We start from the raw sequence: 19,271 nt of genomic DNA, 5'->3' as shown, positions 1-19,271 counted from the left end.
CGATCGGGGCGATTTTTTGTCTAGCTGGTGCGTATGACGGAATCCTACACAGATGCGCACCTCAAACAGGTGCTGACCAACGCCAAGACCATCGCGGTTGTGGGCGTGTCCACCAATCCGGTGCGGCCCAGCTACTATGTGGCGCGGTACCTGTCGCTCAAGGGGTATACGGTGATCCCGGTCAACCCGGTCTATGCGGGGGACATGTTGTTCGGGCGCCGGATCGTCGCGGGGTTCGACGATATCGATGCCCCGGTCGACATGGTCGACATTTTCCGCCGCTCCGATGCCGTACCCGAGATCGTGGAGACGGCCATGGCGCAGATCCCCACGCTCAGGACCATCTGGATGCAAATCGGCGTCGAACATGACGGTGCCGCGCAAATGGCGCGCGCCGCCGGGCTGACCGTGATCCAGAACCGCTGCCCCAAGATCGAATATCAGCGCCTGTTCGGAGAGCTGCGGATGGGCGGGTTCAACACCGGCATCATCTCGTCCAAACTGTAGCGGGCGCTATTGAACACGCGTCCAGGTCTGCGATTGGCAGATCGGGCCCAGGCACCCGGACACTTCCATGCGGTTGCCCGTCAATTCCATCTCCGCGCGATAGCTGCGATCATGCGCCGGGACATAGGCCTGGCCTTCATAGGTGCCGCCCCCCTCGGGCGTCATGTTCCAGAACACGCGGGTGCCGATGGTCGGTGCATCGACGGCCTGGCCGTTCGGGCCGAAAACGTCGACAATCGTGCCGCAAAACCCGTTGTCACAGGGTTGGGCACGCACATGGGCGGTCTGGCCCTTGCGGTCCGGTTCTGTCATCCACAGACCCGTTGGGTTGGCCATGGCCGTACTTGCCCCGATCAGGGAAATGGCGACGGTCAGGACGGAAAGCGGTGTTTTGATGCAGTAGGTCATGCAGGACAAACGCACGGACGCGGCCGACAGTTGCATCGCGTTTGCGTGATCGGTACGCGCGCCAAAACGAAAACAGGCCCTGCAGTGCCGCAGGGCCTGTGTTCATCCCGCCCTGATCGGCAGGTCAGTTCACGCGCGTCCAGGTCTGCCCGCGGCAGATCGGGCCGACACAGCCCGACACTTTTAGCGCATTGCCGTTCAGCGACATCTTGGACCGGTAGGTCTTGTCGACATCGGGGGCCCAGATCTTGCCGCCGGAATAGGTGCCGTTGCCCTTGGCCTTCATGTCCCAGATGATCGGCTTGCCTTCGGACGATGTGTCGTCGCTGTTGAAAACCTTGGCGATTGTGCCGCAGATATTCGATCCGCAGGGCGCGATGGTGACATGCAGGTACCCGCCGCCATCGCCGGTTTCGGTTTTCCACGTGCCGGCCACGGGTTCGGCCAGCGCCATTCCTGCGCCAACGACAGTCAGGCATGCGGCCGCGATAAGATGTTTCATGAGTGGTCTCCTCCGTAATGGGCCGGACTGTGAGCCATCGGGGCGCCTTCTGGCAAGAATGACCTTGGGTCGCGTTGCGAATCTCACGGGACCGTGCGACGACGCGATCTGACAGTGAAAGGTCCGGTACCATGATCCTTTATCCCGCCATCGACCTCAAAGACGGGCAAGCCGTGCGGCTGGTCCACGGGGATATGGAGAAGGTCACGGTCTTTAATGAAGACCCAGCGGCACAGGCCCGCGCCTTCGTGGATGCCGGCTGCACCTGGTTGCACCTGGTGGACCTCAACGGCGCCTTTGCGGGCACGCCGGTCAACGCCGCCCCGGTCGAGGCGATCCTGTCCCAATGCGACGTCCCGGCCCAGTTGGGCGGCGGCATCCGCGACATGGCCACGATCGAGATGTGGCTGTCCAAGGGCCTCGCGCGGGTCATCCTGGGCACCGTCGCGGTGGAAAATCCCGACCTCGTGCGCGACGCGGCGCGCGCCTTTCCCGGCTGCGTGGCCGTGGGCATCGATGCGCGCGGCGGCAAGGTGGCGACCAAGGGATGGGCCACGGAAACGGATGTGGACGCGACCGACCTTGCCAAGTCGTTCGAGGACGCAGGCGTGGCCGCGATCATCTACACCGACATCAACCGCGACGGGGCCATGGGCGGGCCAAATATTCCCGCCACCCGGGCGCTGGCGCAAGCGGTCCGCATCCCCGTCATCGCAAGCGGCGGCGTATCGTCTCTCGAAGACCTCAAGGCGCTGAAGGACACCCAGGTCATTTCGGGCGCCATCTCGGGCCGCGCGCTTTATGACGGGGCCATCGACCTTCAGGCGGCGTTGCGCGCGCTGGCATGACGCGCCGGGCGCAATACGCAGGCCTGGTCGCAGCCCTGCTGATCTGCGCCGCCCCCCTTGTCAGCGCAGCCATCGCCGGAACCGTGGCACATGCCTACGATTGCACCCTGCACGAAGGGTTCGTGACCCCTTGCGTGATCGGCGGCGTCGATTGGGGCGGCACGCTCTACGCCATGGGGGTCATGGGTTGGCTCTTGCTGATCACGGTCCCCGCTGGGGCCGTGATCCTTTTGGCGCTGGCACTGTGCGCGCTGCGCGACCTGATCGCATGGCGGCGCGGCTAGGCGCTATTGCGCGGCCCCGTCCGTAAACTTGCCAAGCGCGCCGGTCATGGTCTGGACATAGGCCGCATCCGTCGCGATCCCGCCCAGCTGGCCCAGCATCTCGGCAGGCGCCTCGTAGGCGATCACGGTCGCGCCGCTCTCGTTCTCGTAGACGGCCACCTTCATCGGCAGGAACAGGGCCGCCGTCCGGTCGTCCAGCATGGCCTGGGTACCCAGTTTCGGGTTGCCGAAGATCAAGAGCTGCGACGCCCCGATATCTTCGCCCACGCCCTGAGCGCCCGCGCCATGATCGACGCGCGCAAAGATGGTCAGGCCCGCGCCCTCAAGGGCGGCCTGCAACTTGTCCATCGTCTCAACCACGCTGCCCGCGGCCTCCTTGCGGATGATCCCGTTGTCACCTGCCATTGCTGTTCCCGCCAAAAATACGCTCGTCATCAGAGCCATCAAAATCCGCATCTTGCGTCTCCCGTTTTGCAATAGTCCAAACCTGACACACAGGCGACCATACGCCATGCACCTTTCCGTGATAGGCAAACTTCCCCTTCATTGTTCAAGACAATATGCCGGGGGAGGGGCCGCAGGCCCTGGGGGCAGAGCCCCCCAATAATAATGAACTCGACCTCTGGTCGAAGGGCAGAGCCCCCCAATAATGAACCCGACCTCTGGTCGAAGGGCGGAGCCCCCTGATAATGAACTCGACCTCTGGTCGAAGGGCGGAGCCCCCTGATAATGAACTCGACCTCTGGTCGAAGGGCAGAGCCCCCTGATAATAATGAACTCGACCTCCGGTCCAAGGGCGGAGCCCCTTTCCCCGTCCCTCAATCCACGCTACCAGAGCCGCATGTTGAAAACGCGCATCATCCCCTGTCTCGATGTCGCTGATGGCCGTGTGGTCAAGGGCGTGAATTTCGTCGACCTGATTGACGCCGGCGACCCGGTCGAGGCGGCGCGCGCCTATGATGCGGCCGGCGCGGACGAGCTGTGTTTTCTGGACATCCACGCGACCCACGAAAACCGGGGCACCATGTTCGATCTGGTGCGGCGCACGGCCGAGCAGTGCTTTATCCCGCTGACAGTGGGTGGGGGTGTGCGAACGGTTGCGGATGTGCGCGCGTTGCTGCTGGCAGGCGCCGACAAGGTGTCGTTCAACTCGGCGGCGGTCGCGGACCCGGATGTGCTGGCCCGCGCGGCGGATCAGTTCGGCAGCCAGTGCATCGTCTGCGCCATCGACGCCAAGACGGTCGCGCCGGGGCGCTGGGACATCTTCACCCATGGCGGGCGCAAGCCCACGGGCATCGACGCGGTGGAGTTTGCCCGGACGGCGGCGGCGAAAGGGGCGGGAGAGATCCTGCTGACCTCCATGGACCGCGACGGCACGCGGGCCGGGTTCAACCTGCCGCTGACGCGCGCCATTTCGGATGCTGTCTCGGTTCCCGTCATCGCAAGCGGGGGCGTCGGCACGCTGGATCACCTGGTCGACGGCGTGACCGAAGGGGGGGCATCCGCCGTGCTTGCGGCGTCGATCTTCCACTTTGGGGATTTCACCATTGCCCAGGCCAAGGCCCATATGGCTGCGGCAGGTATCCCGATGAGGCTGACATGACCCTGGATGATCTTTTTGCCACGATCGAGGCGCGCAAGGGTGCGGACCCCGACAGTTCATGGACGGCCAAGTTGCTGGCCAAGGGGCCGGAGAAATGCGCCGAGAAGTTCGGGGAAGAGGCCGTGGAGGCCATCATCGAGGCAGTGAAGAACGACAAGGATGCGCTGACATCAGAGGCGGCGGATGTGCTGTATCACCTGCTGGTGATGCTGGCTGCTCGGGACGTGGATCTGTCGGACGTGATGGCGGAACTGGCGCGCCGTCAGGGCACCTCCGGCATCGCTGAAAAGGCGGCGCGGACGTAGCTGTCCCCGTGGGGACAGGGGTTTGTCCCCGCGGGGACAGCCTGTTCGATGGGCCAACCGTTTCTTAGTGCATCTGTGATTTGCAAGCGTCGTCAGGGGCTTGCGCGGCGCACGCTGCGTTTCGGCAATTTTAACCACGCGAATGGCACACTGCCCGACAACGGCAGGCGGCGCTTTGAAATGCGCCTTGCCGCCACGCGGCGACGGGGCCCCCTTGCCCTGTCCGTCAGGGCGCCCAGGTCAGGAAATTGCGGATCATGCGCAGACCCACATCCTGGCTTTTTTCCGGGTGGAACTGCATCCCCAGCATGGTGTCGCGGCCCACGACGGCGGTGACATCGCCACCGTAGTCCACATGGGCCAGACGCAGGGCCGGATCGGCCACCTGGAAGTGGTAGGAATGCACGAAATAGGTGTGATCGCCGGACGCCACGCCGTCAAAGACGGGATGCGCCGCATTCAGCACCAGGTCGTTCCAGCCCATATGCGGGACTTTCAGCGTCGCATCGGACGGCGTGATCTGCACCACCTCGCCATCCACCCAGCCGAGGCCGGGCGTGTCGGCATATTCGCGGCCCCGGGACGCCATCAATTGCATGCCGACGCAGATGCCGAGGAAGGGGCGGCCCCTGACCTCGACTGCCTCGATCAGCGCGTCCTGAACGCCAGAGGCGGCTAGGGCAGCGGCGCAGGCCGGGAACGCCCCGTCACCGGGCAGCACGATGCGGTCGGCCCGCGCCACGACATCGGCGTCCGAGGTCACCACCACGGTGCCCGCGTCCGCCTCGCGCGCCATGCGTTCGAACGCCTTTTCCGCCGAATGCAGGTTGCCGCTTTCGTAGTCGATCAGAACCGTCAGGCTCATAGGCTGCCCTTGGTCGAGGGGATGGCGTCCGCTGTGCGGGGATCAACCTCGAGTGCCGTGCGCAGGGCCCGTGCCACGGATTTGAACACCGCCTCGGCAATGTGGTGGCTGTTGAGCCCGTGCAGCATGTCCACGTGCAACGTGATGCCGCCATGGGTCGACAGGGCCTGGAAAAACTCGCGCACGAGTTCCGTATCGAATGTGCCGATCTTGGGTGTGGGCAGGTCCACGTTCCACACGAGGAACGGGCGGCCCGACAGGTCAAGCGCCGTGCGCACCAGCGCGTCGTCCATGGGCAACAGGCACGCGCCGTAGCGCCGGATGCCCGTCTTGTCGCCCACCGCCCTGGTCAGGGCCTGGCCGATGGCGATGCCCACGTCCTCGACCGTGTGGTGGTCGTCAATGTGCAGGTCGCCCTTGCAGCGCACCTTCATGTCGATCAGGGCGTGGCGTGCCAGCTGGTCCAGCATGTGGTCGAAAAAGCCCACGCCGGTGTCATTGTCGTATTGACCGGTGCCGTCCAGGTCGAGCGTGACCGAGATGTCGGTTTCCGCCGTGGTGCGGGTGAGGGTGCTGCTGCGCATGCCGCGCCTCCTGCAAAGGGGTGGTTGAGCGCCTCTATAGGCGGGTGGGTACGCCGCGCCAAGGGGCGTGCCGCAGCGCTTGCAGGGACCTGTGCAGACGTGCCACTACGGAGGCACGCTTCCTGCTGTGCAAAGGCCACGCCATGACCACCTGCGTCTTTATCCAGATCCGCTGTCGTCCCGGATCGACCTACAAGGTCGCCGAAGAGATCGCGCTGCGCGAAATCCATTCCGAGCTGTATTCGACCTCGGGTGACTATGACCTGATGATGAAGGTCTATATCCCCGAGGGGCAGGACGTGGGCAAATACATCAATGACGAACTGCTGGACATCGACGGGATCGAGCGGTCGCTGACCACCATGACGTTCAAGGTGTTCTAGCCCGCCGCGGCCGCAAGCCTGCGCTGACCACTGTGTTCTATCCGGAACCGTTTGGGCGGGACGCCGATATGTTTTTTGAACACGGTCGAAAAATGCGCCTGCGTGCCAAAGCCACACATCAGCGCGACCTGGACCAGTGGCGTGTCGGTGCGGATCAGCAGGTGCTGTGCCCGTTCGATGCGCCGGTGCGTGACATAGGCGTGCGGCGACATGTTCGTGGCGGCCCGGAACACGCGGGCGAAGTGGTGTTGCGAGAGGCACGCCACGCGCGCCAGATCCGGCATAGCGATCACCTCGTCCAGGCGCGCGTCGATATAGTCGATCACCCGCTTCAGCCGCGCGGGGTCCAGCGGCTTGGCCGCTGTTGCCTTGTTCTGGGCCTTTGACCGGGCATCGGCGTGCGCCACGAGCCGTCCGATGATGCAGAGCAGCATGCCGTCGACCTGGAGCGCGTTGCCGCGGTTGTCTTCGACGCTGGCCTCCCAGATCTGTTCCATCAGGTGGTCGAGGGCGGGGTCCACGAGTTGTGTGTTCAGCATGGGCGTGAGTGGGTTTGTCGATGTGGCAGAGGGGGGGGCAGGCAGGAGTTTGGACACGTAATCCTCGGGGATGGCCAACAGGGAGATGTCGTGGGCGCCGTCGCTTTGCCAATCCGCGATCGCATTGGCGGGGGCCACGTAAAAGCCGCCCGGCACGGTCGAGAGGGATTTGACACCTTCGCCGCAATCGACCGTGTTGTGCGTCATCGCGCTGCGCGACAGCGACCGCAGCACCAGTTGCGGCACCGCCGGGTCCGTCGTGGCGTGGGCATCCTGGTGCACCTTGATCATGGAGAACCTGGGCGTCCCGATGGGCCGCGCCACCTGGGGGAAGTTCGCGTAGAGCGACCCGTACATGCGGTCGTAGGCATGATCGGTCGTCGATTGGGGGAGACAGGAATGCGCGTGCAAGACAGAGGCCTCGTTGTGAAGGTTGGTCCGAGCGGGGCGTGGGGCAACCGTTAGCCAACAATATGTCAACCTTTGTTTACACTATCTTTCAGGATTTTGCACTGTTTCTGCCAGCGGTCAGATCGCGTGCATTTCTTCGGCGCGGTAGCCCGTGCCGGCGCGCGCCGTCAGCCGGTGTGGCCCGCCATGGAGGAGGTGTGTCGCCGCAAAGGCCAGATCATCTGTCGCGATCCGGTCAAACAGCGCGCTGCGCGTGGCGGCCGCCTGTGCCGGGTCGCTGTCCAGCACATAGTGGATGTCGGGCTGCGCAAATTGGAGCGGGCCCGAGATCAGCACGTCGCCCAGCAACAGCAGGCTGTCGGTGCCGGACGACACATGCACGATCTGGTGTCCGGGCGTGTGCCCGGGGGCGGCCTCGAGCCAGATGCCCTGGCCGATGTCGCCGTTGGGATTGTGCACGGCGATCCGGTAGGCCATCTGGTCCATCAGCCCTGCAATCAGGTTTGCCAGCGGGCGCTGGGCCGGGGCCACCCGTTGCGCCCGTTCGGGGGCGGCCCAATAGCGCCACTCGACCTCGCACACATGCAGCATCGCGTTGGGGTAGCGCGCGGCCCCCCCGTGCATCAGGCCACCGATGTGATCGGCGTGCATGTGGGTGATCAGGATATCGGTGATCTGGTCCGGCATCACGCCTGCCCGGGCCAGCGCCATGGGCAGGTGGCCGGTGTCGGGATACTTGCCGCGCAGGGTGCTGCCCGACCCGGTGTCAACCAGCATGCGCCGGGTTCCGGTTTCGATCAGCCACGCGTTGGCCCCGACATATTGCATCTGGGGTGAGGTCGCCTCCGGCTGCGGGGAGAATGCAGCCGGAGGCAGGTCGAAGTGACCGTCGGACAGAGCGGTCACGGAGATGTCGCCGATACGAAGGCGGTTTGGAGATGCCGAACTGGCGCCTTGGGGGACAGTCAGTGCCAAGGCTGTCGCGCCAAGTCCGAAGCCAAAGCTTCGGCGGGACACCGGGTGCGACATTTGGGGTTCAAGCAGCATTTCGACCTTCCGGACATCTGAGTGCGTTATCCAAGCCTCGGGGGGGACGCGGTGAGGTTGGTAACTGTCAATCAGGCTAGACACGGCGCCGATCCCGATCTTTCACAATCCTGCGTCTGTTTTGTCAATTGCTGCGAGTGTTTGAGAAGAAACAAAAAAAGACCGCCAGCGCTGGCGGTCTTTTTTTCGTGCTCCCGTGTGGGAGAATGTTGGAGCGGGCGAGGCGATTCGAACGCCCGACCCTAACCTTGGCAAGGTTATGCTCTACCCCTGAGCTACGCCCGCTTCCTTGGGTGAGGCGTGAGATACTTATACCGGGCGTGCCCTGCAAGAGGAAAAACGGCGTGATTGCAAAAAATTTGGAGGATCGCGACAGAAACCCGGGCCTGTTCCGTTACAGGATCATGAGCCGTTTCATACGTCCATTCTGCGCTGCGCTGGCCGGTGTCTGTGCCTGTCTGGTGGCATGGCCCGGTGCGGCCCATGACGGGCCCCACGGCCCGGACATGATCGCCCGGGTTGAACGAGCCGCAGGGGCGGGGCGCGCCCTTGAGGTCGATCTGGTTGTCACGGGGCTGGGTGCGCCGCTGGTGCTGAGCGATGTGTGGGCGCCGGGCGCGGATGTCCGCTTTGACGGTCCGGTGTCTATCGGATTTGCGCAGGATGTGGCGGTGTCCGCCCGGTTGACCTTTGCCGGTGGGCCGCCGTCGATCTTCACGCTGATGCTGGATTTCGGGGTGGCCGGGCAGGGGGCGGTGACCGTCATCCCCGGGTTTTGAACGGCCTGGCAACAAGGAGAAGTGTCATGCCCATTACCGTTTCAACCATCAAGTCTTTCGTTCTGGCCGGGTCCATCGTTGTCGGGTGCGTTGCATCCGGCGACGCGCAGCCCCGATTGCGGGCGCACACCGCCACCGATGCCGCGCCCGTGTCGCCGGGTTCAGCAAGGCAGTTCGTGCGCGGGGCACAGGTGTCCATGCAGGTGCGCGGAGGCACACGCATCATCACCTCGAACGGGATGCCCGGTCACGCCATCGGGACCTTTCCCAATCGCGGCAACCCGCACCGCGTGTCGGCGCAGTCCTACCGGTTCGAAATGCCCGCGCGGCCAACTGCCGGGCAGGTCCGCGATCTGCCGCGCGGCGCGTCCTTTGGCGTGGCCGTGAACGGTGTACCCTTTGATCCCAACGCCGCCGAGTTCTGGCAGGGCGATCCGCGCTCGGGCTGGACCTATAACGCGCTGGGCGGGGCGGTGCCGCTGGGTCTGGATGCCAATTACGCCCATGTTCAGCCGTCTGGCGCCTATCACTATCATGGCCTGCCCGTGGGTCTGATGCAGCAACTGGGCTGGTCGGCAAACGAAGCGTCGCCCCTGATCGGTTTTGCGGCGGACGGGTTTCCCATTTACGCCCTGACGGCAGAGGTGGATGGCAAGGTTGTCCGCATGACGTCTTCGTATCGGTTGAAGCCGGGTCAGCGCCCGGGCGGGGCACAACCGGGCGGCCGGTATGATGGCGCGTTCATGCAGGACTATGCGTTTGTGGCGGGGGCGGGCATGCTGGACGTCTGCAACGGGGCACGTATCACGACGGCAGAATTTCGACAGGGCACCTATGCCTACATTCTGACGGACACCTATCCGGTGATCCCGCGTTGCCTGAAAGGTGCCGTGGGCCGGGGGTTCGCCAAGCGTCGCTAGGTCCGCTGGATCAGGTCCCAGCGGTTTCCGAACGGATCGCGAAACACCGCGACAGTGCCGTAGGGTTCCGTGCGCGGTGCCTCTTCGAATGTCACACCGTTGGCTGTGAGCCGGGCGTGGTCTGCCGCGAAATCATCGGTATGCAGGAACAGCCAGACCCGGCCGCCGCCTTGTGCACCGATGGCAGCGACCTGTTCGGGCGTGTCGGCGCGGGCCAGAACGATGGAGGTCTGCGCGCCGGGCGCGCGCACTTCGACCCAGCGCTTGCGTCCCTGGTCGATATCCGCAACCCGTTCGAACCCAAGGACACCACAGAAATATGAAAGACCCTGGTCATAGTCCGGCACGAGGATGGAGAAGCATTGTATGTGCAAATTTGCACCTTTCATGCGGATTTATTGCTGATGTGTGCGTTACGGGCGCGCCCTATCTGACGCTCAGCTAACCAAGGAGACACCAGATGTCCATTCGTGACGACGTACAAGCCGTGATTGACGGCACCCTGCGGGGTGAGATCCTCGAAACCTTCGAGGCCTATTATGCCGATGATGTGGTGATGAGCGAGAACGGGGTCGAGGACCGCGTTGGCAAGGACGCCAACCGCGCCTTCGAAGAGCAGTTCGTCGCCAATGTCACCTTTCACGGCGCCAGGGTGGGCCGTGTCGCGGTGGATGGCGATGAGGCCGCTGTCGAGTGGGAATTCGACATGGAGCCGAAAGGTGGTCCGCGGTTCATCCAGCGTCAGGTCGCCTTTCAGACGTGGAAGGACGGCAAGGTCGTCCGCGAGGTCTTCTACTATAACAAGGGGTGAGGGCGGCGCACGGCGTAGGCCAGCACGACGATCAATGCGGCCAGCGCCGCCAGCACGCCAAAGCCCAGCCGCAGTGACGTGGCATGGGCGACAAACCCGATGATCGGTGGCCCCAGCAAAAGACCGCCATAGCCCAGCGTCGCCACGCTTGCGATGGCGGTGCCGGGCGGCAGGTGCGGGTCGCGGGCCGCCCGCGAGAATGCCAGCGGCATGATCACGGCATAGCCCACGCCCATGAGCGCAAAGCCCAGAAGCGCCATGCCGTAGCTGGCAAAGACCACGGCGCACAGAGTGCCGGCCGTCGCGAAACCGCCGGCGATCCGCGCGGTGCGCACCGGTCCCACCCTGTGTGTGACCTGGTCCCCCAGAAGGCGGGTGATCACCATGGCAATGGAAAAGACGGTATAGCCGAGTGCGGCGTTGGCGGCATCCACCTGCGCGATGTCAACGAGGTACAGCGCGCTCCAATCCACCATGGCCCCTTCGCCCATGGACGAGCAGAACGCGATCAGGCCCACGGCAATCAGCGGGCCGCGTGGGATCGGAAACAGCGGTGTGCCGTCGACCGATGTCCGGTCTGGCGCGGACCACGGGATACGGGCAAGCGCGACGGTGATCACCAGGATGCCCAGCGATCCGACAAGGAAATGCGGCGCGATGCCGATGCCGAGCCGCTCGGCCCCGTAGCCCGAGGCGGCCCCGAGCCCTGCGCCCAGGCTGAACATGGCATGGAAGGACGACATGACCGGCCGCGCGATATGTGTTTCAGCCTCGCCCGCCCAGGTGTTCATGGCAACGTCCATGGCCCCGTGGGTGGCCCCGAAGAAAAACAGCGCAAGGGCGAGCAGCAGAACCGTAGGCGCAAGTCCGATGAGGCAGAGCGCGCCCGCATAGGCCACGGCGATGGCCAGCGTGACGGGGGCCGCGCCGAACCTGTCGGCACAGCGCCCGGCCAGCGGAAACGCGGCGATGGCCCCGCCTGCAAGCAGCAGCAGGAGAAGCCCCAGATCGGCCTCGTCCAGCGCGTGCAGCCGGGCCGCGGCGGGGATACGCGAGGCCCACATGCCGTAGAGCGCGCCGTTCAGCACGAACATGGCGGAAACGGCCAACCATGTGGCGCGGCTGGAGGGAAGGGTGGTCATGCGCGCACCCTTTCCGCAGCATGTGAGCTTTGCAAGGGCGGTGAGACCGGTTGTTTCAGTCTGCAAACACTTGTGCGTGGCGGCTTATTTGGACCCCGTCTTGGTCGACAGGAAGTAGGTGAGCGCCGCAATCACCAGCGCACAGGAGGCGCCATAGCCCAACAGGTCCGTTTCGCCGTCCCAGCCGACGACCTGGCCCAGAAACAGCACACCCAGCACGACGATGACCACGGCGATCAGCTTGTTCTTCAGGTCATCGAGCGTTTTGATCGACAGCCAGCCGGGCACGTCGATCTCGGCGCTGATGAACAATTCGTACAGACCCAGCGCGATGATGTAGAACACGGTGCCCAAAAGGAACAGGTCCACGATCTCGATGAACTCGAGCGCCAGCGCCTTGGCCCCCTTGCGCGACACCTCGCCGCTTTCGATGGTGGCCCAGATCAGTTGGCCGGTTTCGAGAAGGCCGTAGATCAGCAGGGTCGCTGCCGCGAGCAGCGAGCCGAGGACGGCCAGAACGATCATGAAGCGGCTGGTGCCGAGGGTTTTGCTTAACATGTCGGTGTTGTGCGCGAGCCTGTGCCGTTCAACAAGAGGGGCGGGCCGGTTTTCTGATGCGCCTGTGGTGTGCGAGAAACGGTTTGACCAATGCGCGGGCGTGATCCGGTTCGATGTGCCACGAGCAGGCGATTTCCCAAGCCGCTGCCGCGTGCCGTTCGGTTTCCGTTCCGGTGCCCAGTGCCACGCGGTCAAAGGCGGGGTGATCCATCCGCGCCTCGTCCCAGTCGATGACGGCGATCCGGTTACCCGATCGGATCAGGTTGGATGGGGTGAGGTCGCCATGCACGGCGCCGGACGGTTCGGGTGGCAGCGCGTGCCATGCTTGGCGGATCGCGCGCGCCAGCGGGGCAGGCAGGCGGGTCAGGTCGATGTCACCGCCGCGCGGCACATGACACAGCGCCCGTGCGGCAGAGAAACCGGGCCGTTGCCGGATCTGCCGCGTGGAGCGGCTGACGTGTGGCCAGATTGCGCGCACATGGGCCGGGTCGCACGGGGTGCCCGTGACGAAGGGCTCGCATGTCCAGCCGTCCACGATCAGCGTGCCATGGGCGCTGCGGAGCGGGCGCGGGGCACGGAGGCCGTGCTGTTGCAGCAGATCAAAGACCGGCAGGAGCCACGAGATGCCGGCCTCGGACCGGCGCGTTGTCTTCAGAACGTGGTCGCCCACGCGCAGCACAGTGTTGCGGTGTCCGCCGGGCAGGGGGAGGGGCGTGGCATCAAGCGCCCAAGCGGAGAGTGGTGGCGGTTGCACGGTCAAAACGCTTTGCCCGATCCCTAAGGCGTTGGCGCTTCGAGGTTTTGAACATAGAGGGCAACGGGATGCTTCCTCAGCGTTCGCATGGCGCCAAACCGGAACCGCGCGCTGTCCGTGGCGGTGCGGTTGCCCAGCAAATACCGGGGCATTTCACAGTGTTGGTACCCAAACGCCACGGGTGGGCACAACGCGACGCCATCGCCCAGATTTACGAACCTCTGGACCTCGATCGGGCGGTAGAGGTCGAGATATCGGCAATAGCCCGCGTCACCGACCTTTGGTTGACCGAACGACATCACGGCAATGTCTGTGCGATGCTGATAGCGTACCAGATGCGTTGCCAGGCACAGGGCCAGCGCGCCCCCTTGGCTGTGGCCTGCGAGAATGACGGGCTTGTCCCGTCCAAGGCGCCCTTTCAAAGCGTGATAGGCCCGCAACGCCTGACGCATATAGCCTGAGTGCATGCGAGAGCCGATGCCGAAAGGTATCTTTGCAAGCTTCGTGCTGACGTTCAGTTTCCAGCTTGCCCTGCGCAGGATCGAGCCTCGGAAACACACGACGTACCTGTCTTCGAGTTCGACAAAGACGAACCGAACGCGAAACCGCGCAAATTCGAATGTCCTGCTGTCCAGCGCGTCGGGAAAGACGCCCTTGACGTTCACGCAGCCCTTGAGCCGATAAACGGAGGCAGACAGTTGCGCCATCGGGAGCGCATTGGACAAGACACTATCCGGGACCATGCCCGAAGTCTGGCATGGTCGGTCCGGGCGTGTCTACCGGGCTGACGGGCGCGTCATTCCAGTTCGACCAGCAGGTCCTTGGCGTCGATCTGACCGCCCGCCGCGACGTGCACCGCCTTGACCACCGCGTCGCGTTCGGCGTGGATGCCGGTTTCCATCTTCATGGCCTCGATGGTCAGCAGCAGATCGCCTTCGCAGACCTCCTGGCCTGCTGTGACGCCCACGCTGGCGACAACGCCCGGCATGGGCGCGCCGACATGTGAGGCGTTGCCGTCTTCGGCCTTGGGCCGCGAGACGGTTTGCGATTTCACCAGGCGGTTCGGCACGCGGATGGTGCGGGGCTGGCCGTTCAACTCGAAGAACACGCGCACTTCGCCGTCTTCGTTGGTTTCACCCACCGCTTGCAGGCGGATTTCGAGGGTCTTGCCCGGGTCGATCTCTGCCGTGATCTGGTCGCCGGGTTTCATGCCATAGAAGAAGGTGTTGGTCGGCAACGCCCGGACCGGGCCGTAAATCCGGTGGCGGCCCATGTAATCCAGAAAGACCTTGGGATACATCAGGTAGCCCGACAGGTCCTCGTCATCGACGGCCTTGCCTTCAAGCTGTTTGGAGAGGTCGGCACGGGTGTCTTCCAGATCAACGGGGGGCACGTCCGCGCCGGGGCGGGCGGTGTTTGGCTGTTCTCCCTTGAGCACCTTTTGCTGGATGCCCTGCGGGAAACCGCCCGGAGGCCGGCCCAGATTGCCACGCATCATGTCGACGACACTGTCGGGAAAGGCGACGTCCTTTGCGGGGTCTTCGACCTCTTCCCGTGTCAGCCCCTGGGACACCATCATCAGGGCCATGTCGCCCACCACCTTGGACGACGGCGTAACCTTCACGATGTCGCCGAACATCTGGTTCACGTCCGCATAGGTGCGCGCGACCTCGGGCCAGCGTTCTTCAAGGCCGAGGCTGCGCGCCTGCGCTTTGAGGTTGGTGAACTGGCCACCGGGCATTTCGTGCAGATAGACTTCGGAACTTGGGGCCTGCATGCCGCTTTCAAACGCGGCGTAGTGGGCGCGGACCGCATCCCAGTAATCCGAGATGTCGCGCACCGCATCGATGTCGAGCCCGGTGTCGCGGTCGGTGTGCTGCAGCGCCTGTACCACGGTGCCGAGCGTGGCCTGTGACGTGTTGCCCGACAGCGCGTCCATGGCGCAATCGACGGCGTCCACGCCTGCCTCGGACGCAGCGAGGATGGTGGCGACGGCAGAGCCTGCGGTGTCGTGGGTATGGAAGTGGATCGGCAGGCCCACCTCTTGTTTGAGCGCGCGGATCAGTTGCGTGGCGGCAGCGGGTTTCAGAAGGCCCGCCATGTCCTTGAGGCCAAGGATGTGGGCGCCTGCCGCTTTCAGCTGGTTGCCCATGTCGACATAGTATTTCAGGTCATACTTGGCCCGGTCGGGGTCCATGATGTCGCCGGTGTAGCACACCGTGCCTTCGCAGATCTTGTTCTGGTCCTGCACCGCGTCCATGGCGACGCGCATGTTTTCGACCCAGTTGAGGCTGTCGAAGACGCGGAACACGTCCACCCCGCTGGTCGCCGCCACGCGCACGAATTCCTGCACCACGTTGTCGGGGTAGTTGGTGTAGCCAACGCCGTTGGCCCCGCGCAGCAGCATTTGCGTCATCAGGTTGGGCATACGCTCGCGCAGGTCGCGCAGGCGCTGCCAGGGGCATTCCTGCAAAAAGCGGTAGGCGACATCGAACGTGGCCCCGCCCCAGCATTCCATCGAGAACAGCTGTGGCAGGTTGGCCGAATAGGCCGGCGCCACCTTGATCATGTCGTAGCTGCGCATGCGGGTGGCAAGCAGCGACTGGTGTCCGTCGCGCATGGTCGTGTCGGTGATCAGCAATTGCTGTTGCTGTTTCATCCAGTCGGCGACCGCCTGCGGGCCCTTCTGTTCCAGCAGGTTGCGTGTGCCCATCTGGTGCGACGGGTCGGCCTGCAAGGTGGGCGGTTTGGGGTTCTTGATATCGGCGCGGGGGCGGGGGCGGTCCTTGACCTCGGGGTGCCCGTTCACGGTGATGTCGGCGATATAGGTCAGCACCTTGGTGCCGCGGTCGCGCCGTTTGGGGAACTGGAACAGCTCCGGCGTCTCGTCGATGAACTTGGTGGTGTATTCGTTCGACAGGAAGGTCGGGTGTTTGAGCAGGTTTTCGACAAACGCGATGTTGGTCGACACGCCGCGAATACGGAATTCGCGCAGGGCACGGTCCATGCGGGCGATGGCGATTTCGGGTGTCGGGCCCTTGGACGTCACCTTGGTCAGCAGGCTGTCATAGTAGCGGGTGATGACGCCGCCCGCATAGGCGGTGCCGCCATCCAGACGGATGCCCATGCCCGTGGCCGAGCGGTAGGCGGTGATGCGGCCGTAGTCGGGGATGAAGTTGTTTTGCGGGTCTTCGGTGGTGACGCGGGTTTGCAGGGCGTGCCCGGTCAGGACGATGTCCTTCTGGCTGGCCTTGCCCGTCGCTTCGTCAATCGGCTTGCCTTCGGCAATCAGGATCTGGGCGCGCACGATGTCGATGCCGGTCACTTCCTCTGTGACGGTGTGTTCGACCTGCACGCGGGGGTTTACCTCGATGAAGTAGAACTTGGAGGTTTCCATATCCATCAGGAATTCGACCGTGCCTGCGCATTCGTAGTTCACGTGTTTGCAGATCTTGTAGCCAAGCTCGCAGATTTCGGTGCGCTTGGCGTCGGTCAGGTAGGGGGCGGGGGCGCGCTCGACCACTTTTTGGTTGCGGCGCTGGACGGAACAATCGCGCTCAAACAGGTGGTACATGCCGCCGTGCTTGTCGCCCAGGATCTGCACCTCGACATGGCGGGCGCGGGTGATCATCTTTTCAAGATACCCTTCGCCGTTGCCAAAGGCGGCTTCGGCCTCGCGGCGGCCTTCGAGCACTTTTTCCTCGACCTCGTCTTCGGCAAGGATCGGGCGCATGCCGCGACCGCCGCCGCCCCAGGACGCCTTGAGCATCAGGGGGTACCCGACCTCTTTCGCCGCTTTCCGGATAGCGTCCATGTCGTCGCCCAGCACTTCGGTCGCGGGGATGACGGGCACACCCGCTTCGATCGCGACCCGGCGGGCGCTGGCCTTGTCGCCGAGCGCGCGCATGGTTTCGGATTTGGGGCCGATGAAGGTGATGCCGTTTTTCTCGCAGGCATCCACGAAGTCAGGGTTTTCGGACAACAGACCATAGCCGGGGTGGATGGCGTCGGCGCCGCTTTCGCGCGCCACACGGATCATTTCGTCAATGCTCAGGTAGGCGGCCACCGGGCCCAGCCCCTCGCCGATGCGGTAGGCTTCGTCCGCCTTGAACCGGTGCAGGCCCAGCTTGTCCTCCTCGGCGAAGACGGCGACCGTTCTCTTGCCCATCTCGTTCGCGGCACGCATGATGCGGATGGCGATCTCGCCCCGGTTGGCAATCAGGATTTTCTGGAAGTCGGGCATGTAAGCTCCCCCCGGGGCCGTATTTTGCAGTCGCAGCATCCTTTATGACGTTTGTGCAACGCAAACAATACGTGGTTGTGGGTATGCCGGACCCGTCGCTTTAACCACGTTGAAGGGATTGCCGAATATAGGTCGTGATTTACGGCAAGGAGCGTTTGATGATCCGGCACGTGTACACAAGTTTGTCTCTGGGCCCCTTAAATCCATCCGCGCTGTCGGACATCCTGAACACGGCGCGGCGCAACAACGCGCGCGACGGTTTGACGGGCATGCTGATCTACCACAACGACCGGTTCTTGCAGGTGCTGGAAGGACCTGACGCGGCGGTCGAGGACTGTCTGCGCCGGATCGAAGTGGACGAACGGCACAGGCGGATGCGCCCACTGCTCAGCGAACAGGTGACAGAGCGCCTGTTCACGCGCTGGCGGATGGGGTTCTGCGATATCAAGGAGCTGTCACCGGAGGCGCGGGAAAGTGTCTTTGCCCTGACGCGCCTTGTCGAGGTGTCGGCCAATGGCGCGGTGCCTGACGCGCGGCTGGATGCGATCTTGCGCAGCTTTTTGTTAAGCGTAGGTGCGACAAAGCTTGTCCCACCGGCCTGAGATGCGTCGCGCGCCTGCTTTGGCGGGCGGTATCAGTCGGTGCGCAAAATCGGCTGTGGAAGATCGTTGAGCGTGCGCGCGCCCAGCTGGCCCATGTTGGCCTTGAGATCTTCGGCCAGGATGTGGGCAAGGTGGTCGATCCCGTCCGGGCCAAGGGCCGCAAGGGCGTAGTGCCAGCCACGCCCCAGCATCACGAAATCAGCGCCGGACGCCATCGCCCGCAGGATGTCGAGGCCCCCTTCGACGCCACTGTCGAAGATGATCGGCAATTGGGTGGCGCGGCGGATGGCAGGCAGCACTTCGATTGTGCCCGGGGCGGCGTCAAACTGGCGGCCTGCATGGTTGGACACCCAGATCGCGTCGACGCCCAGCGTCTCCAGCCGCTCGGCATCGGTGCCGCGCATGACACCTTTGACGACAAACGGGCCGTCCCACGCATCGCGCAGCCACGACACGTAATCCCAATCGGGCGAGGTGCGCAGCAGGTAGCCAACATGCGCCGTCACGGGCAGGTTTTCGGTGGCGGATGTGGTGTAGGCATCCAGCATCCGCATATGTGGCATCCCCTTGCGCGCCATCGCCATCGCCCAGGCCGGGCGCATGGCGACCTGCGCCATCAGGCGCGGCGTCAGGCGGGGCGGGTTTGTGAGGCCCGATCGGGTCTGGCGTTCCCGGCGCGAGGCCACGGGCACGTCGACCGTCAGGATCAATGTGCTGAACCCCGCGGCCCTGGCCCGGTCCAGCATGTCGCGGCGAATGCCTTCGTCGCGCGGCGGGTACATCTGGAACCACGCGTCATCCCCCAGGTGGGGCGCAACATCTTCGGGCGACGCGGCAGCGACGGTCGACAGGGCATAGGGGATGCCAAGGCGCGCGGCCCCCTGGGCTAGATGACGTTCCGCGTCGGGCCACATGAGGCCGGACATGCCCACGGGCGCGATGCCGAAGGGCAGGGGGCGGTGCACCCCCAGCAGGTTGGTTGACAGATCCGGGTCGAATTCGCCGTGCAGGATCGACGGCATCAGACCGATCTGGTCCAGCGCCGACCGGTTGCGGCGCCGCGTGGCTTCGACCCCGGTGCCGCTGTCCAGGTATTCCCAGACGAATTTCGGGATTCGCCTTTGGGCGCGGGCGCGCAGGTCGCTGAGGGCGGGATAGCGGCTGTTGAGATCCATG

The 19,271-nt window shown here is 64.4% G+C and carries 24 protein-coding genes and 1 tRNA gene; 10 read left to right on the top strand and 15 right to left on the bottom strand.

Annotation, left to right across the window (positions count from 1 at the left end; translation table 11 throughout):
* The first annotated feature begins 33 nt into the window (after positions 1 to 33).
* Positions 34 to 507, top strand: a complete 474-nt coding sequence (locus Q0844_RS05200) for a CoA-binding protein (RefSeq protein ID WP_299042799.1) — start codon at positions 34 to 36, stop codon at positions 505 to 507.
* A gap of 6 nt (positions 508 to 513) precedes the next feature.
* Here Q0844_RS05200 and Q0844_RS05195 read toward each other — a convergent pair whose 3' ends face one another.
* A complete protein-coding gene (locus Q0844_RS05195) occupies positions 514 to 915 on the bottom strand; it encodes a DUF2147 domain-containing protein (RefSeq protein WP_299042797.1) in 402 nt (133 codons plus the stop codon).
* 124 nt (positions 916 to 1,039) lie between these two features.
* The gene (locus Q0844_RS05190) at positions 1,040 to 1,417 is read right to left on the bottom strand and encodes a DUF2147 domain-containing protein (protein WP_299042796.1); all 378 of its coding nucleotides are present in this window, start codon (positions 1,415 to 1,417) and stop codon (positions 1,040 to 1,042) included.
* 131 nt (positions 1,418 to 1,548) lie between these two features.
* Between Q0844_RS05190 and hisA the strand changes: the two genes are divergently transcribed.
* Together hisA and Q0844_RS05180 are read left to right on the top strand one after the other, a co-directional pair.
* Positions 1,549 to 2,265 (top strand): 1-(5-phosphoribosyl)-5-[(5-phosphoribosylamino)methylideneamino]imidazole-4-carboxamide isomerase, encoded by a 717-nt coding sequence (gene hisA, locus Q0844_RS05185; protein ID WP_299042794.1) that lies wholly within the window; start codon positions 1,549 to 1,551, stop codon positions 2,263 to 2,265.
* Positions 2,262 to 2,549, top strand: coding sequence for a hypothetical protein (locus Q0844_RS05180; RefSeq protein WP_299042792.1), 288 nt, complete (start codon positions 2,262 to 2,264; stop codon positions 2,547 to 2,549). The genes hisA and Q0844_RS05180 overlap by 4 nt, the downstream gene beginning before the upstream one ends.
* A 3-nt stretch (positions 2,550 to 2,552) precedes the next feature.
* On the opposite strand, the gene Q0844_RS05175 is transcribed toward Q0844_RS05180, so the two are convergent.
* A complete protein-coding gene (locus tag Q0844_RS05175) occupies positions 2,553 to 2,993 on the bottom strand; it encodes a DUF302 domain-containing protein (RefSeq protein WP_299042790.1) in 441 nt (146 codons plus the stop codon).
* A gap of 397 nt (positions 2,994 to 3,390) precedes the next feature.
* Here Q0844_RS05175 and hisF point away from each other — a divergent pair, with 397 nt between their 5' ends.
* Together hisF and Q0844_RS05165 are read left to right on the top strand one after the other, a co-directional pair.
* The gene (hisF, locus tag Q0844_RS05170; RefSeq protein ID WP_299042789.1) at positions 3,391 to 4,152 is read left to right on the top strand and encodes an imidazole glycerol phosphate synthase subunit HisF; all 762 of its coding nucleotides are present in this window, start codon (positions 3,391 to 3,393) and stop codon (positions 4,150 to 4,152) included.
* Complete coding sequence (locus Q0844_RS05165; RefSeq protein WP_299042787.1) at positions 4,149 to 4,457, top strand: phosphoribosyl-ATP diphosphatase; 309 nt, start codon at positions 4,149 to 4,151, stop codon at positions 4,455 to 4,457. The genes hisF and Q0844_RS05165 overlap by 4 nt, the downstream gene beginning before the upstream one ends.
* Positions 4,458 to 4,683: 226 nt before the next feature.
* Here Q0844_RS05165 and hisH read toward each other — a convergent pair whose 3' ends face one another.
* Both hisH and hisB read right to left on the bottom strand, forming a co-directional pair.
* Entirely contained in the window at positions 4,684 to 5,322 is a 639-nt protein-coding gene (hisH, locus tag Q0844_RS05160; protein ID WP_299042785.1) for an imidazole glycerol phosphate synthase subunit HisH, read from the bottom strand.
* On the bottom strand, positions 5,319 to 5,906 hold the full coding sequence (hisB, locus tag Q0844_RS05155) for an imidazoleglycerol-phosphate dehydratase HisB (RefSeq protein WP_299042783.1): 588 nt from the start codon (positions 5,904 to 5,906) through the stop codon (positions 5,319 to 5,321). Before hisB ends, hisH begins: the two co-directional genes overlap by 4 nt.
* A gap of 143 nt (positions 5,907 to 6,049) precedes the next feature.
* Here hisB and Q0844_RS05150 point away from each other — a divergent pair, with 143 nt between their 5' ends.
* Entirely contained in the window at positions 6,050 to 6,289 is a 240-nt protein-coding gene (locus Q0844_RS05150) for an Lrp/AsnC ligand binding domain-containing protein (protein ID WP_299042781.1), read from the top strand.
* On the opposite strand, the gene Q0844_RS05145 is transcribed toward Q0844_RS05150, so the two are convergent.
* From Q0844_RS05145 to Q0844_RS05135, 3 genes are all read right to left on the bottom strand, one after another.
* Positions 6,286 to 7,185, bottom strand: coding sequence for an AraC family transcriptional regulator (locus tag Q0844_RS05145; protein WP_299042779.1), 900 nt, complete (start codon positions 7,183 to 7,185; stop codon positions 6,286 to 6,288). The genes Q0844_RS05150 and Q0844_RS05145 overlap by 4 nt on opposite strands.
* 171 nt (positions 7,186 to 7,356) lie before the next feature.
* Positions 7,357 to 8,145, bottom strand: coding sequence for an MBL fold metallo-hydrolase (locus Q0844_RS05140; RefSeq protein WP_299042777.1), 789 nt, complete (start codon positions 8,143 to 8,145; stop codon positions 7,357 to 7,359).
* 351 nt (positions 8,146 to 8,496) lie between these two features.
* A tRNA-Gly gene (locus Q0844_RS05135) sits at positions 8,497 to 8,571 on the bottom strand.
* Between the two features lie 119 nt (positions 8,572 to 8,690).
* Between Q0844_RS05135 and Q0844_RS05130 the strand changes: the two genes are divergently transcribed.
* On the top strand, positions 8,691 to 9,065 hold the full coding sequence (locus Q0844_RS05130) for a hypothetical protein (RefSeq protein ID WP_299042775.1): 375 nt from the start codon (positions 8,691 to 8,693) through the stop codon (positions 9,063 to 9,065).
* A 26-nt stretch (positions 9,066 to 9,091) separates the two neighbouring features.
* A complete protein-coding gene (locus Q0844_RS05125) occupies positions 9,092 to 9,985 on the top strand; it encodes a YHYH protein (protein ID WP_299042773.1) in 894 nt (297 codons plus the stop codon).
* Here Q0844_RS05125 and Q0844_RS05120 read toward each other — a convergent pair.
* Positions 9,982 to 10,374 carry a VOC family protein gene (locus tag Q0844_RS05120; RefSeq protein ID WP_299042771.1) on the bottom strand — a complete coding sequence of 131 codons (393 nt, stop codon included), beginning with the start codon at positions 10,372 to 10,374 and terminating at the stop codon, positions 9,982 to 9,984. The two genes, Q0844_RS05125 and Q0844_RS05120, sit on opposite strands and share 4 nt — an antisense overlap.
* A gap of 71 nt (positions 10,375 to 10,445) precedes the next feature.
* Between Q0844_RS05120 and Q0844_RS05115 the strand changes: the two genes are divergently transcribed.
* A complete protein-coding gene (locus tag Q0844_RS05115; protein ID WP_299042769.1) occupies positions 10,446 to 10,796 on the top strand; it encodes a nuclear transport factor 2 family protein in 351 nt (116 codons plus the stop codon).
* Here the strand turns inward: Q0844_RS05115 and Q0844_RS05110 are convergent.
* The 5 genes from Q0844_RS05110 to Q0844_RS05090 form a co-directional block, all read right to left on the bottom strand.
* On the bottom strand, positions 10,781 to 11,938 hold the full coding sequence (locus Q0844_RS05110; protein WP_299042767.1) for an MFS transporter: 1,158 nt from the start codon (positions 11,936 to 11,938) through the stop codon (positions 10,781 to 10,783). The genes Q0844_RS05115 and Q0844_RS05110 overlap by 16 nt on opposite strands.
* Positions 11,939 to 12,022: 84 nt before the next feature.
* Complete coding sequence (locus Q0844_RS05105) at positions 12,023 to 12,496, bottom strand: YqhA family protein (protein ID WP_299042765.1); 474 nt, start codon at positions 12,494 to 12,496, stop codon at positions 12,023 to 12,025.
* Between the two features lie 28 nt (positions 12,497 to 12,524).
* A complete protein-coding gene (locus tag Q0844_RS05100; protein WP_299042763.1) occupies positions 12,525 to 13,250 on the bottom strand; it encodes a phosphotransferase in 726 nt (241 codons plus the stop codon).
* Positions 13,251 to 13,273: 23 nt separating this feature from the next.
* A complete protein-coding gene (locus Q0844_RS05095; protein ID WP_299042762.1) occupies positions 13,274 to 13,957 on the bottom strand; it encodes a lipase family protein in 684 nt (227 codons plus the stop codon).
* A gap of 89 nt (positions 13,958 to 14,046) precedes the next feature.
* Positions 14,047 to 17,493 (bottom strand): pyruvate carboxylase, encoded by a 3,447-nt coding sequence (locus Q0844_RS05090; RefSeq protein WP_299042760.1) that lies wholly within the window; start codon positions 17,491 to 17,493, stop codon positions 14,047 to 14,049.
* Between the two features lie 158 nt (positions 17,494 to 17,651).
* Here Q0844_RS05090 and Q0844_RS05085 point away from each other — a divergent pair, with 158 nt between their 5' ends.
* Complete coding sequence (locus tag Q0844_RS05085; protein WP_299042758.1) at positions 17,652 to 18,095, top strand: BLUF domain-containing protein; 444 nt, start codon at positions 17,652 to 17,654, stop codon at positions 18,093 to 18,095.
* Positions 18,096 to 18,127: 32 nt separating this feature from the next.
* Here the strand turns inward: Q0844_RS05085 and Q0844_RS05080 are convergent, their stop codons facing one another.
* Positions 18,128 to 19,270 (bottom strand): alpha-hydroxy acid oxidase, encoded by a 1,143-nt coding sequence (locus Q0844_RS05080; protein WP_299042756.1) that lies wholly within the window; start codon positions 19,268 to 19,270, stop codon positions 18,128 to 18,130.
* Position 19,271: the final 1 nt, after the last annotated feature.

The sequence above is a fragment of the uncultured Tateyamaria sp. genome (assembly GCF_947503465.1).
Lineage (GTDB): Bacteria > Pseudomonadota > Alphaproteobacteria > Rhodobacterales > Rhodobacteraceae > Tateyamaria.
The sequence above is the reverse complement of the archived record's forward strand: the minus strand, read 5'-3'. Positions and strand labels throughout refer to the sequence as shown.

Coding starts and splice junctions, on each gene's coding strand:
- Q0844_RS05200 (WP_299042799.1), top strand. CDS start 34: ATGACGGAATCCTACACAGATGCGCACCTCAAACAGGTGCTGACCAAC.
- Q0844_RS05195 (WP_299042797.1), bottom strand. CDS start 915: ATGACCTACTGCATCAAAACACCGCTTTCCGTCCTGACCGTCGCCATT.
- Q0844_RS05190 (WP_299042796.1), bottom strand. CDS start 1,417: ATGAAACATCTTATCGCGGCCGCATGCCTGACTGTCGTTGGCGCAGGA.
- hisA (WP_299042794.1), top strand. CDS start 1,549: ATGATCCTTTATCCCGCCATCGACCTCAAAGACGGGCAAGCCGTGCGG.
- Q0844_RS05180 (WP_299042792.1), top strand. CDS start 2,262: ATGACGCGCCGGGCGCAATACGCAGGCCTGGTCGCAGCCCTGCTGATC.
- Q0844_RS05175 (WP_299042790.1), bottom strand. CDS start 2,993: ATGGCTCTGATGACGAGCGTATTTTTGGCGGGAACAGCAATGGCAGGT.
- hisF (WP_299042789.1), top strand. CDS start 3,391: ATGTTGAAAACGCGCATCATCCCCTGTCTCGATGTCGCTGATGGCCGT.
- Q0844_RS05165 (WP_299042787.1), top strand. CDS start 4,149: ATGACCCTGGATGATCTTTTTGCCACGATCGAGGCGCGCAAGGGTGCG.
- hisH (WP_299042785.1), bottom strand. CDS start 5,322: ATGAGCCTGACGGTTCTGATCGACTACGAAAGCGGCAACCTGCATTCG.
- hisB (WP_299042783.1), bottom strand. CDS start 5,906: ATGCGCAGCAGCACCCTCACCCGCACCACGGCGGAAACCGACATCTCG.
- Q0844_RS05150 (WP_299042781.1), top strand. CDS start 6,050: ATGACCACCTGCGTCTTTATCCAGATCCGCTGTCGTCCCGGATCGACC.
- Q0844_RS05145 (WP_299042779.1), bottom strand. CDS start 7,185: ATGTACGGGTCGCTCTACGCGAACTTCCCCCAGGTGGCGCGGCCCATC.
- Q0844_RS05130 (WP_299042775.1), top strand. CDS start 8,691: ATGAGCCGTTTCATACGTCCATTCTGCGCTGCGCTGGCCGGTGTCTGT.
- Q0844_RS05125 (WP_299042773.1), top strand. CDS start 9,092: ATGCCCATTACCGTTTCAACCATCAAGTCTTTCGTTCTGGCCGGGTCC.
- Q0844_RS05120 (WP_299042771.1), bottom strand. CDS start 10,374: ATGAAAGGTGCAAATTTGCACATACAATGCTTCTCCATCCTCGTGCCG.
- Q0844_RS05115 (WP_299042769.1), top strand. CDS start 10,446: ATGTCCATTCGTGACGACGTACAAGCCGTGATTGACGGCACCCTGCGG.
- Q0844_RS05110 (WP_299042767.1), bottom strand. CDS start 11,938: ATGACCACCCTTCCCTCCAGCCGCGCCACATGGTTGGCCGTTTCCGCC.
- Q0844_RS05105 (WP_299042765.1), bottom strand. CDS start 12,496: ATGTTAAGCAAAACCCTCGGCACCAGCCGCTTCATGATCGTTCTGGCC.
- Q0844_RS05095 (WP_299042762.1), bottom strand. CDS start 13,957: ATGGCGCAACTGTCTGCCTCCGTTTATCGGCTCAAGGGCTGCGTGAAC.
- Q0844_RS05090 (WP_299042760.1), bottom strand. CDS start 17,493: ATGCCCGACTTCCAGAAAATCCTGATTGCCAACCGGGGCGAGATCGCC.
- Q0844_RS05085 (WP_299042758.1), top strand. CDS start 17,652: ATGATCCGGCACGTGTACACAAGTTTGTCTCTGGGCCCCTTAAATCCA.
- Q0844_RS05080 (WP_299042756.1), bottom strand. CDS start 19,270: ATGGATCTCAACAGCCGCTATCCCGCCCTCAGCGACCTGCGCGCCCGC.